General features: G+C 71.3%; 9 protein-coding genes. 3 read left to right on the top strand and 6 right to left on the bottom strand.

Going from position 1 to position 11,736, the window contains the following annotated elements; all coding sequences use genetic code 11:
- Positions 1-22: 22 nt before the first annotated feature.
- The 3 genes from ACFYXF_RS05955 to ACFYXF_RS05945 all read right to left on the bottom strand — a co-directional run bounded on the left by ACFYXF_RS05955 (position 23) and on the right by ACFYXF_RS05945 (position 3,201).
- Complete coding sequence (locus ACFYXF_RS05955) at positions 23-943, bottom strand: sirohydrochlorin chelatase (RefSeq protein ID WP_369029922.1); 921 nt, start codon at positions 941-943, stop codon at positions 23-25.
- 340 nt (positions 944-1,283) lie between these two features.
- Positions 1,284-1,961: a uracil-DNA glycosylase gene (locus ACFYXF_RS05950; RefSeq protein ID WP_389348303.1), complete on the bottom strand. Its 678-nt coding sequence runs from the start codon at positions 1,959-1,961 to the stop codon at positions 1,284-1,286.
- Between the two features lie 154 nt (positions 1,962-2,115).
- Entirely contained in the window at positions 2,116-3,201 is a 1,086-nt protein-coding gene (locus ACFYXF_RS05945; RefSeq protein WP_389348302.1) for a WD40/YVTN/BNR-like repeat-containing protein, read from the bottom strand.
- Positions 3,202-3,413: 212 nt separating this feature from the next.
- On the opposite strand from ACFYXF_RS05945, the gene ACFYXF_RS05940 reads away from it, so the two are divergent.
- A complete protein-coding gene (locus tag ACFYXF_RS05940; RefSeq protein WP_389348301.1) occupies positions 3,414-3,980 on the top strand; it encodes a hypothetical protein in 567 nt (188 codons plus the stop codon).
- A 516-nt stretch (positions 3,981-4,496) separates the two neighbouring features.
- Here ACFYXF_RS05940 and ACFYXF_RS05935 read toward each other — a convergent pair.
- The 3 genes from ACFYXF_RS05935 to ACFYXF_RS05925 all read right to left on the bottom strand — a co-directional run bounded on the left by ACFYXF_RS05935 (position 4,497) and on the right by ACFYXF_RS05925 (position 8,545).
- A complete protein-coding gene (locus tag ACFYXF_RS05935) occupies positions 4,497-6,497 on the bottom strand; it encodes a HEAT repeat domain-containing protein (RefSeq protein ID WP_389348300.1) in 2,001 nt (666 codons plus the stop codon).
- A gap of 198 nt (positions 6,498-6,695) precedes the next feature.
- Entirely contained in the window at positions 6,696-7,502 is an 807-nt protein-coding gene (locus tag ACFYXF_RS05930; RefSeq protein ID WP_389348299.1) for a pectate lyase, read from the bottom strand.
- Positions 7,503-7,564: 62 nt separating this feature from the next.
- Positions 7,565-8,545 (bottom strand): polysaccharide lyase family 1 protein, encoded by a 981-nt coding sequence (locus tag ACFYXF_RS05925; protein ID WP_389348298.1) that lies wholly within the window; start codon positions 8,543-8,545, stop codon positions 7,565-7,567.
- 401 nt (positions 8,546-8,946) lie between these two features.
- Between ACFYXF_RS05925 and ACFYXF_RS05920 the strand changes: the two genes are divergently transcribed.
- On the top strand, positions 8,947-10,269 hold the full coding sequence (locus ACFYXF_RS05920; RefSeq protein ID WP_389348297.1) for a PHB depolymerase family esterase: 1,323 nt from the start codon (positions 8,947-8,949) through the stop codon (positions 10,267-10,269).
- 119 nt (positions 10,270-10,388) lie between these two features.
- Positions 10,389-11,732: an SGNH/GDSL hydrolase family protein gene (locus ACFYXF_RS05915; protein WP_389348296.1), complete on the top strand. Its 1,344-nt coding sequence runs from the start codon at positions 10,389-10,391 to the stop codon at positions 11,730-11,732.
- Positions 11,733-11,736: the final 4 nt, after the last annotated feature.

Genomic DNA, 11,736 nt, shown 5'->3' with positions numbered 1-11,736 from the left:
CCGTACGGGGGTGCTGCGCGGGTCAGCGGACCGGTGCGCCCTGCGGCTGCTGCGGGGCGATGCCCAGCGCCGTCGTGTACTTGGCCAGCGCCAGCTTGCCGATGGCCGGGTACGGGCCCAGCGCGTCGGAGGAGGCACAGCCCGCCTCCTTGGCCGCGGCCTCCAGCAGACCGGCGTCGATCTCCGGGCCGATCAGATACGGGGCCAGCGCGAGGTTCTGCGAGCCCGAGGCGCGCAGCTGCTCGGCGATGGCCGCGATCGAGCCGTCCTGGTCGAGCGCCGCCGCCATCACCGGCACGGCGAGTCGCGCGGCGAGCAGCATGCCCGTGATGCCGGCCGCCTGCACGGCCTCCTCGCCGCCCACGGAGGCCAGGATGATGCCGTCCGCCGCGGTCGCCACGGTGAACAGCCGGGCCCGGTCGGCGCGCGCGAGACCCGCCTCGGACAGCCGTACGTGCAGCCCCTCGGCGAGCAGCGGGTGCGGGCCGAGGACATCCGTCAGGTCGGCCGCGATCCGGCTCTCCATGACGGCCTGGCGGACCTGGCGCAGCAGCGCGTTGTCCGGACCGGCGAGCAGCGGCACGACGACGGCCACGGGGCCCTCGGGCTGCTTGGCGTCCACACCGGCGGCGAGGGCCTGCTCGTAGCGGGCCGTGCGCTCCTGCGCGGTGTGCGTGAGCACCGACTGGAGCGTGGGGAACTCCGCGTCGTCACCGTCGAGGTACCCGATGCGGGCGTCGAGGCCGGGCAGCTCGGAGCGGGCGATGCTCACGACCTCCTCGGCGAGGCCGCGGGTGGCGGCACTGGGCGCGCCCGGCACCGCGAGGACGAGCGCGGGCGCACCCTCGGGAGCCGCCAGCGGTTCGGGGCGGCGGTGCCGGCCCGGCTGGCGGGGGCGCGGCATTCGTACGGGCAGGCCGGCGGGCCCAGTGGGGGAGCTCATGGCGCCGCATGTTACTGGCTTATTGGGCTCCCTTGTTCGGGGAGGGTGCAGGTGAGCGGTATCCGTCCGCTTTTGTCTGATGAGTTACGTACGGATCAGAAGTGGTCAGTACGTGGTGACTTCTCCGCCAGATGGAGGGGCGGGATTCGGCCGTCACGGTCCTCCGGTGCTGGTCAACCGTGCGTGATCGGCAACACCCGGTGGGGCGGCCGGACTTGCCCGGCAGGGGGACGAGTCGCCCCCTGTCCGACAATCCGGCATCAGGCTCGTATGCCGGTCATTCGGGCTCGTACGTCGGTCCGTGCGAGCGGTGTTCGGCCGTCCCGCGCCCCCGCCCCGGTCAGGGCAGGCGCCAGTCCACTGGGGCGGCTCCCTGCCCGCTGAGCAGGTCGTTGGCACGGCTGAAGGGGCGTGAGCCGAAGAAGCCGCGGTCGGCCGACATGGGGGAGGGGTGGGCCGACTCGACCGACGGCAGACTGCCCAGCAGCGGGCGGAGGTTGCGGGCGTCGCGGCCCCACAGGATCGACACCAGCGGCTTGCCCCGCGCGGCCAGCGCGCGTATCGCCTGCTCGGTGACCTCCTCCCAGCCCTTGCCGCGGTGTGCGGCGGGGCTGCGCGGAGCCGTGGTGAGAGCCCTGTTGAGGAGCAGCACCCCCTGCTGGGTCCAGGGCGTCAGATCGCCGTTGGACGGCTGGGGCGCCCCCAGGTCGGTGTTCAGCTCCCGGAAGATGTTGATCAGGCTGCCGGGCAGCGGACGCACCTCGGGCGCGACCGAGAACGACAGCCCCACCGCGTGCCCCGGGGTCGGATACGGGTCCTGCCCGACGATCAGGACCCGTACGTCGTCGAAGGGCTGTTGGAAAGCCCTCAGGACGTTCGGTCCGGCCGGGAGATAGGTGCGCCCCGCGGCGATCTCCGCGCGCAGGAAGTCCCCCATCTCGGCGATCCGTCCGGCAACGGGTTCGAGGGCTTTCGCCCAGCCCGCTTCGACAATCTCATGCAACGGTCGTGGTGCCACGGCGTCACCCTACTGCCGTACACACGACAGAGATCAACCGGTGGTCGAAGGCCGACCGAGGATGACCGAACCGTTGCTGCTTCTGACCCTGCCCGTGCACACCGCCCCCTACAGTTCCGCCAGTTGGACCCGAGCCGCGCTCCGTGACCGTGTGTCAGTCGATCACCGCGGCCCGCACGCACAGCACGTCCGGGAGATGGGACGCCAGCTGCTGCCAGCTGTCGCCGTCGTCCGCCGACGCGTACACCTCGCCGTTGCGGTTGCCGAAGTACACGCCCGCCGGGTCCGCGTCGTCCGTGCACAGGGCGTCGCGCAGCACCGTGCCGTAGTGGTCCTCCTGGGGCAGGCCCGCAGACAGGGGCTCCCAGTTGAGGCCCGCGTCCGCCGTACGGAAGACCCGGCAGCGGCGGTCGGCCGGGACGCGGTCCGCGTCGGCGGTGATGGGGAAGACGTACGCCGTGTCGCCGCGGTGCGGATGGGTCGCCGCCGCGAAACCGAACGTCGAGGGGAGGCCCGCGCCGATGTCCGTCCACTCCCCGCCCGCGTCGTCGCTCCGGTACACACCCCAGTGGTTCTGGAGGTAGAGCCGGTCCGGGTCGGCCGAGTCCTTGGCGATCTTGTGTACGCACTGGCCGAACTCCGGGTTCGGATCCGGCAGGAACACCGCGGAGACGCCGGAGTTGGAGGGGGCCCAACTCGCGCCGCCGTCGGTCGTGCGGAACACGCCGGCCGTCGAGACGGCGACCGTCATCGCGCGCGGGTCGCGCTGGTCGGTGATGATCGTGTGCAGGCCCTCACCGCCGCCGCCCGGTACCCACTGGGAGCGGGTGGGGTGCTCCCACAGGGGGCGGACCAGCTCGAAGGACTCACCGCGGTCCTCGGAGCGGTACAGCGCCGCCGGTTCCGTGCCCGCGTAGACCACGTCCGCCTCCGCCGTGGACGGGTGGAGCTGCCAGACGCGCTCCAGCGAGGCGCCCGTGTCCTTGGGGAACCTCACGGCGGGCCGCTCCGGTTCGGTCCAGGACCGGCCCAGGTCGTCGGAGTGGAAGACCGACGGCCCCCAGTGGGCGCTGTCACCGCCGACCAGCAGCCTGGGAGTCTCTCGCCGGGTGTCGATCGCGACCGAGTACACGGCCTGTGCGTTGAAGTAAGGGCTCTCGTCGAACTCCCACGTGCCACCGCGCCGGTGCCCGATGAACAGGCCTTTGCGCGTGCCGACCGTGAGCAGTACCTCGGTCATTCCGATCACCTCCGGGACGTCTTTGTCCAGTCATCGGCCAGTCTGCACCCCACCACTGACAGTCACCTCTGGAGACGGCGTCTGTACAGGTCAGAGCGGTCTGTCGGCGGGATGTGACGGAGACCTCGGGGGAGCCCTGAGCAGTGGCGGGAGATCGCGCGTATGGGAGGACGGCAGGGCATGTCCGTGTGCGCGTGAGGAGGATGCCTTCGATGGCGGCATTCCGTGGTCCGAGGGTGTGGCTGTGGCGTTGGCGGCGCAATCCGCTGAGGCGTCGCGTGGATGCCGTGGAGGGGTGGGCCGTGCTGGCCACCTGGGTCCTCACCGTGCTCACCGGAGTCCTGATCGGCCTGGTGGCGACCCACTCCGTCGAGCAGGGGCTGGCCAGAGAGCGGGCCGAGTGGCGTGCCGTGACGGCGCTGGTCGTCGAGGACGCGCCCGGCACGGTGGGCAGCGAGAAGGTGTGGGCGAAGGTCCGCTGGACCGCCGCCGACGGGACGCCGCACACGGGGCAGGCCCGGGTCGACTCGGGCAGCACGGCGGGCAGCCCGGCGACGGTCTGGACGGATCCGCAGAGCCGCCTGGTGACGAAGCCGGCCACCGAGTCGGAGGCCCGCCTGCGGGCCGCCCTGGTTGGTGCCCTGGCGGGCGCGAGCGGTGCGACGGTGCCGTACGTGGCGTGGCGTCTTCTGCGTGGCCGTCTGGAGCGACGGCGGATGGAGGAGTGGGAGGAGGCGTGGGAGCGGTTCGATCCCATGTGGGGGCGGAACACACGCTGACCATCCGGCTGCGGGTGGGTGGGGGCTGGTCGCGCAGTTCCTCGCGCCCCTGAAGGGCCCCGCCTGTCCCGATCCGTTCGGCTGCGGGTGGGTGGGGGTTCGTCGCGCAGTTCCTCGCGCCCCCAAAAGCCCGTCCGTCCCTAGCTGTCCGGCTGCGGGTCGGTGGGGGTTGAGCGCGCAGTTCCCCGCGCCCCTAAGGGGCGCTCCAGCAGGGCGGAGTTCGCAGGCACCGCGCTGCAGGCACGCGCGGTGCCCGTCGACCCGCCTCGCTGCGGGCACGTGTGCGTTGGGTGGCTCCCGCCCAACCCGCCTAGCTGCCGGCATACGTGCTGTTGGGCGGTGCCCATCGTGGCGGCTCCCGCCCAACCCGCCCAGCTGCGGGCATGCGTGCCGCTAAGGGCGGCTCCCGTCCCACCGAGAGCGGCACCCCGTACAGCGCCGGGCTGCGCGACCCACCCCGCCCCGGCCGACCCGGGCGCCGCCTCAGGGCAGCTCCCCGCAGGCCCGGGCGCCGCCTCACAGCAGTTCCTCGCAGGCCCGCAGCAGTCGTTCGTCCTCCAGTACGTCCTGGGCGGAGAAGCCGCCCGGACGTGCCCGGTGTCGGCGGCGCGTCGTGAGTTCCGTGCGGGGCAGGTCCCGTAAGGGTGCTGCCGCCGAGCCCATCGCGAGCAGGCAGGCGGCGATCGTGCCCCGGGTGTACCGGTTCCGCGTCCACGCCGAGCGGAGTACCGGGACGACGACCTGAGCGGCGTCCCCGGTGATCCGCCACAGCGCGCACGCCGCCCGCGTCCGCTCCCACACCTCCTCGGACTCGCACAGGCGAAGCAGCCCCGGCACGGCAGCCCGGCCCGCGGGACCGAGCCGCGCCAGCACCTCGGCGGCGGCAGCGCGCCGGCGCCACTGCTCGCCCGTCAACTCCCGCAGCAGCACCGGCAGTACGGCGTCCACGTCCCCCTCCACCGACCACAGCGCGTCGGCCGCCCGCACCGCGTACGCGGAGTCGAGCAGCCCACGCAGCACGGGCACGGAGTCACGCGCGGCGGCTCCGAAAGCGCCCAGGGTCTCGAGCGCCCGTTCCGTCAGCCACCCCCGCTGACGCTCGTTCAGCCCAGAGCCCGTCGGTATCCCGCGCAGCAGCCGCAGCACCTCCGGCGCCGCACCCCCGTCACCCACTGCCGCGAGCGCCGACAGCAGCGGCACAGCACGGTCGTACGCGTCGGGGAGGTCCAGACGGACGCTTGCGAGCCTGTCGCGCAGGGCGGGGGCCAGAGACGCCGCGGCCCGGCCCAGGTGCCCGACCGTGTGGCCCAGGCCGTCCGGTGCGGCGGGGTCGCCCAGCAGCTCCGCCAGGACGGGTATCGCCCGTGGATCCCCCGTGCGGGCCAGGGCGTTGAGCGGTCTGCCCACGGTGGACGCGCCCCGCTCCCGCACGCGTATGCGGACCTCCGGGCGTGCCGCGACGAGGGCGAACAGGTCGTCGGCGGCGGGGGCGGCCAGGGTGTACAGCTCTTCCAGGACGGCCGACGCGGCCTCCCGCAACCGGTCCTCGTCGGCGCCGAGTTGCCGCCCGATGAGGGCCACCGGTCCCGTGTAGTCGGCGCGCCATTCGCGGAACAGGCCTGCCGACATCCACACCGCGTTGCACCGGTCGGTCGGCGCGGGACTGTTCAACTGCCCGTTGAGCAGGGCGATCCGGTCGTCCACCCGGTCGTCCAGGGCGAGATGGAAGGTCCGCAGCAGCTGCGAGCCCTCCTCGTCAGAGGGGCGCAGCCTGCGGAGGTGGCTCGTGAGGGTGTCCTCTGCCAGGAAATCGGAGCACTGTGCCCGTCCCGTACGGCGTGCCGATCTCTCCCGGAGGAGGGCCACGACCGTCGGGACCAGATCGGCGGGGCGATGCTCGGGCCCGGTCAGCGCGAGCTGGCCCAGCGCGGCAAGGCGCAGCCCCGGGTCGAAGGGCGGGGCGCTCAGCGTGACCAACTGCCCGACCGCCTCCGTCCCGTGCCCGTCGTGCAGGCGGGTGAACAGGCCGAGGCTCTCCGCCAGGGCGAGCAGGACGCCGTCGTTCCGTTCCACCGTGATGCGCTGCCGCAACACGGCCAGCACGCGCGCGGGTTCGTCGAGAAAGCGGACCAGGGCCGTCGGTGCCGCCCGCCGCACCCCGGTGTCGCGGTCCCCGACCAGCTCGACGAAGACCTCGGCACCGGCCCGGACCGCCGCACCGGCCTGTGCCGAACGGGCGCCGCCCGCCTCGCCGATGCTCATCAGCAGCTCCACGATCCCGCCCCGGTCCCGCACCTCCTCCCGGGCGACGAGCGCGAGCAGAAACGGAACGCAGGCGAGCGTCGAGTCGTACACGGCCCCCTGGTGGTGCACCGAGCCGTACATCCCGTCGAGTGCCGACTCGCGCTCCCCGGGGTCCGCCGAGGCCAGCCCCCGCAGCAGTCCGGGCACGTCCTCCGCGCTGCCGTACGCATGGCGCATCGAAGCCCAGTCGACATCGTCGATCCCCGTGAACACGCTGCCCCTCCCGGACGAAGTACCACCTGATCGGGAGTCTGCACCACGGCACTGACAATCAAGCGGAATCCGGGGAGCGAGTACGAACGCATGGTCGACGCCCGGTATCCGGGGGCTTTTCGGACACAGAAACGGCGGCCGTACGAGGCGGGTGCGGGCCGCCTCGTACAGCCGCCGGAGGGGGGTGGCTCGGAGCTGTCAGCGGTACGTGATGTCGCTGGTCGCGTACTTGCAGTAGGTGCCGTCGGGGTTGGAGCCGTTGGTGGTCGGCTCCTTGCCGGTGTTGTTGCCGATGTACTTCTGGCAGGGAACGATCTTCTTGCTGGAGTCCCCGACGATCGTGATGCCCTTCAGGGACGCGCTGTCGCCGTAGTTGGTGTTGATGCCGACGAGCTTGCCGCCCGACCAGGTGGCCTCGATGCCGTTGAGGTTGATCGTCCGCTTGTACTGCGTCGAGCAGTTGCCGCAGGAGCGGACGAAGGTGCCGAAGTTCTGCACGGCGAAGTTGGAGACGTTGAGCGTCCCGGCGCCGTTGAACTGGAACACCTTGTCGCTGGCCGCCCGAGCGCCGCCGCCGGAGACGGTGTAGACGTTCGACGACGAGCTGCCCCGGAAGGTGGCGGCGTCCTCGCCGACGTCCTCCCACCACACGTTCTGCAGCGTGCAGCTGCCCTTGCAGTGGATGCCGTCGGCGGCCGGGGCGCCGATGATGACGTTCTTGAGGACGGCGCCCGCCGCCAGTTCGAGGATCGGCCCCTGGTCCTCGTCCTGGCTGCCGGAACCGAGGTCGCCGGTGCCGTAGAGGCGCAGCATCCCGTAGTCCTTGGTGCCGGAGATCGGGATGGTGGCGGAGACACCCTGGCTGCCGCTGGCGGTCGGCCAGGTCGCGGCGCTCGCCGGGGAGAACGCTCCATTAGTCATGATCATGCCAAGTGAAAGGCCGAGAGTGGCCAGGGTGCCGGTCAGTGCGCGCCCGCGCGCGCGTGGAGGTGCCGTAGAAGTCATGTCCCGATGCCTTCTTCCAGTCGGTCGTGCTGTGTGGGGAGTTGACGCGGTCGGCGGAGCTGTCAGAGCTTTCCGGCGCCCGCACCCGAGGTCACCGAGGCGACGACGGTCGAGGCCGGCTCCGCGGTGTAGCTGTACGGAGCGGTGGTGAAGGTGCCCACCTGCGAGACCTCCGTGGCGGCTCCGCCGAGGTCGTTGCCGCGCAGGTTGGCGTATCCGTCGACGTCACTGCTGCGGTTCGTGGTGACCGCGACCTGCGTCGTACGGAAGACGTTGTTCTCGACGAGCATCTGTGCGCCCATCCGGGAGTGCACGGCGGTCTCGGCGCCCTCGACGTAGTTGTCGTAGAAGTGGCCGGTGCCGAACCGCAGGCTGGGGATGCGCGAGTAGACGTTGCTGAAGTGGTTGTGGTGGTACGTCACCTTCAGGTGACCGGTGTCCTCGGACGCGTTGTTGTCGCTGTGGCCGACGAGCGAGCCCTTGAAGTGGTCCTTGAAGGTGTTCCAGGACACCGTCACGTTGTCGGAACCGTGGTTGATGTCCAGCAGACCGTCGTAGTAGTCCTTGTCGTGAGTGCGGTCCGCGGAGAAGGAGTTGTGGTCGATCCACACCTTCGTGGACTCCTGGACGGTCACCCCGTCGGAGGGCGCGAGCGGCTTGCTGATGTTGAGGTTGCGGACGACGACGTTCGTCTCCTCCTTGATCCTCAGACCGCCGCCGGTGAACCCGGAGGACGAACCGACGCCCAGGACCGTGGTGTTGGAGCCGATGTCGACCTGACCGCTCAGCGTGATCAGACCGTTCACCCGCACGACCTTGGCCGTGTTGCCTGTGACGGCCGTCGTGAAGGCGGCGAGCGTCGACACGGTGACCGGGGTGGCGCTGCCGCCGCCGGTCGTTCCGGCGCCGAATCCGATGGGGGTGCTCTCGGCCGCCCCGGCCGACTGGGGGACGGCCAGAACGGTGACGGCCGCGAGAGCGGTGGCCACGGCCGCCACCGCCGCGGATCTTTGCGTCTGTGTACGTGGGGGGCCTGTACGCATGCGGGTGCGTCCCTTCACGAGGGCTGACTGATCGTGGGGGCGATCAGATCCATGAATTCTGTTCACCATGTTGTGTGGCGTGATGCGCCTCCAAGGGGTGCACTGCCCCTGGAGGTAAGCGCTTCAAGGCCGCTTCGAGATCGTTTCGTCGAATGCGGATCGACTTCGATGGGTCACATCGATGAACGGAAGGTAGGGGGTAAGCGCTTTCTGGTCAACGCTTTGCGCGCGATGTGTGCCGGTCGGCACCGCAACTGCTGGTCAGCGAATGTTTTCGACGTGTGGGAGCGCTTCCATGGTGGCCATGCTCATGCCACGATGCGGCTGGGCTGCCCCGCAAAGCGGGACTTCGACTTCCGCCACGCGTACCCCACGAGCCGTGATCTGGAAGGGGCAAGGACGTGTCCACCACCGTCGGCAACACCGCGAGAACACCGCTGCGTTCGGTGCTCGTCGCACTTCTCGGAGGCCTGCTGCCGTTACTCGCGGCGACGTTGCTCACCGCGTCCCCGGCGACGGCCCGTATGGCGGCGCCCGTCGAGGCCGCCGCCACGCTCACCGAGGTGACCAACTTCGGGACCAACCCCAGCAACCTGCAGATGTACGTGTACGTCCCGGACACCGTCACCACGCGCCCGGCGGTCCTGGTGGCCGTCCACTGGTGCACCGGCTCCGGGCCGGTGTTCTACTCCAACACCGAGTACGCCTCGCTGGCCGACCGCTACGGCTTCATCGTGATCTACCCGTCCGTCACCCGAGCCAGCAAGTGCTTCGACGTCTCCTCGCCGCAGGCGCTGACCCGGGGCGGCGGCAGTGACCCGGTGGGCATCAAATCGATGGTCGACTACGTCACCCGGACCTACAACGCCGACGCCAGCAGGGTCTTCGCGACCGGAGTCTCCTCCGGCGCGATGATGACCAACGTCCTGCTCGGCGACTACCCGGACGTGTTCGCGGCCGGATCGGCCTTCGCGGGCGTCCCGTTCGGCTGCTTCGCCACGACCAATGGCTCGGAATGGAACAGCGAGTGCGCCCAGGGGACAGTGATCCATACCCCGCAGGAGTGGGGCAACCTGGTGCGCAACGCCTACCCGGGCTACACCGGGGCCCGGCCACGCATGCAGCTCTGGCACGGCACCGAGGACGACACCCTGCGCTACCCCAACTTCGGGGAGGAGATCAAACAGTGGACCAATGTGCAGGGGCTCACCCAGACACCGACCGCGACCGACTCGCCCCAGTCCGGCTGGACCCGCACCCGCTACGGCGCCACCGGTGACAGGGCACCCGTAGAGGCCATCAGCCTGCAAGGCGTCGGCCACAACCTGATCACCACCGGCATGGCCGCCCGCGTGATCACCTTCTTCGGCCTGGACAGCGGCGGCACCGTGCCCCAACCCCCGGCCGGCCCCTGCAAGGTGGCCGTCACGGTCAACGCCTGGAACACCGGGCTGACCGCGAACGTGACGATCACCAACAACAGCACGACGGCGGTGAACGGCTGGACGCTGGGCTTCACCCTGCCCTCCGGCCAGACCATCACCTCCGGCTGGAGCGCCACCTACGCACCGGCCTCAGGCACGGTGACCGCCACCAACGCCACCTACAACGCGGCCATCGCGCCCGGCGCGAGCGTCGGCATCGGCTACCAGGCGAGCCACACCGGCAACAGCGCCGCACCGTCCGGTTTCACGCTCAACGGCACGGCCTGCACGGCCGGTTGAGCCCGAGCTGCCGGGTGCGTGCCACGAGCGCGCACCCGGTCGTCCCGCCCGAAGCGATCGATCCGACAAGACGTCCGTACGTCCGACAGGGCGTCTCTACAGAGGAAGGCACCCGGCCCGTGAAGTCGCCCCGCCCCCAGCGGCCGTCCGGAAAAGCAGCGCTCGCCTACCTGGTCGCCACCTGCGTGTTCGTGCTGGCCCTCGCCGTGGCGTCCTCCGCCGTGATCGCCCTCGTCAGAAGCCCGCAGCCGACGGTCGCCGACCCGGGCCGGTCCGCCCCGAAGTGGGTCAACACCTGGACGTCGATGCCGCAACTCACCGAGCCCGGCAACATGCCGCCCGCGCCCTTCACCGGGGAGCGGGCCGTCCTCGTCGACACCACCCTGCGCCAGACCGTGCGCGTCTCCACCGGCGGCGGACGCATCAGGCTGCGCTTCTCCAACGCCTTCGGTACCACCCCGCTGCCGCTGACCGCCGTGACGGTGGCCCTCCCGCTGAACGGGCAGGCCGGGGTCAGCGCCGTCGAACCCGGCACCCTGCGCGAGGTGACGTTCTCCGGACGCCGGTCCACCACCGTCCCCGCCGGGGCCCAGGTCGTCTCCGACCCGCTGGACTTCGCGCTGCGCCCCGCGACCAACCTGACCGTGACGACGTACCTGGCAGCCGGCCAGGCCTCGCTCGCGCTCACCTCGCACCCGGGCTCACGCACCACCTCGTACCTGCGCAACGGCGACGGCACGGCCGAGCAGGATCTGCCCGGGGCCACCCCCGTCAACCACTGGTACCTGCTCAGCGACGTCGAGGTGCTCTCCCGGCCGGACACACGGGCCGTCGCCGTGCTGGGCGACTCGCTGTCCGACGGCCGGGGCTCCACGACCAACGGCAACAACCGCTGGCCCGACCAGCTCCTGGACCGGCTCAGGGGCCTTCCGGGCGGCGACCGGATCGCCGTGCTCAACCAGGCCGCGGGCGGCAACCGGGTCCTCAACGACGGCCTCGGGCCCAACGCCCTCGCCCGGTTCGACCGGGACATCCTGGCCCACAGCGGGGTCTCCTGGCTCATCGTCTTCGAGGGCGTCAACGACATCGGCACCGCCGAGGCCACCCCGGCCGCCCAGCAGCGCGTCACCGACGACCTCATCGCCGCCTACCGGCAGATCGCCGTCCGCGCGCACGCCCAGGGCATCCGCGTCTACGGCGCCACCCTGACGCCCTTCGGCGGCAGCACGCCGTACGACGACCCGGCCGGCCTGCGCGAGACGACCCGGCAGGCCGTGAACGACTGGATCCGCACCGGGGGCGCCTTCGACGCCGTCGTCGACTTCGACCGGGCCGTACGCGATCCGGCCGACCCGCGACGGCTGCGCGCGGACCTCCACGACGGGGACTGGCTGCATCTGAACCCCGAGGGGTACCGGATTCTGGCCGCGACCGTGCCCGCGCACCTGCTCAGGGGCGACTGACCGG

This window comes from Streptomyces sp. NPDC002680 (assembly GCF_042889145.1).
Taxonomy (GTDB): domain Bacteria; phylum Actinomycetota; class Actinomycetes; order Streptomycetales; family Streptomycetaceae; genus Streptomyces; species Streptomyces adonidis.
The sequence above is the reverse complement of the archived record's forward strand: the minus strand, read 5'-3'. Positions and strand labels throughout refer to the sequence as shown.

Excerpts from the sequence above, each read along its gene's own strand:
- ACFYXF_RS05925 (WP_389348298.1), bottom strand. The coding sequence starts at position 8,545 with ATGCGTACAGGCCCCCCACGTACACAGACGCAAAGATCCGCGGCGGTG.
- ACFYXF_RS05955 (WP_369029922.1), bottom strand. The coding sequence starts at position 943 with ATGAGCTCCCCCACTGGGCCCGCCGGCCTGCCCGTACGAATGCCGCGC.
- ACFYXF_RS05945 (WP_389348302.1), bottom strand. The coding sequence starts at position 3,201 with ATGACCGAGGTACTGCTCACGGTCGGCACGCGCAAAGGCCTGTTCATC.
- ACFYXF_RS05930 (WP_389348299.1), bottom strand. The coding sequence starts at position 7,502 with ATGACTTCTACGGCACCTCCACGCGCGCGCGGGCGCGCACTGACCGGC.
- ACFYXF_RS05940 (WP_389348301.1), top strand. The coding sequence starts at position 3,414 with ATGGCGGCATTCCGTGGTCCGAGGGTGTGGCTGTGGCGTTGGCGGCGC.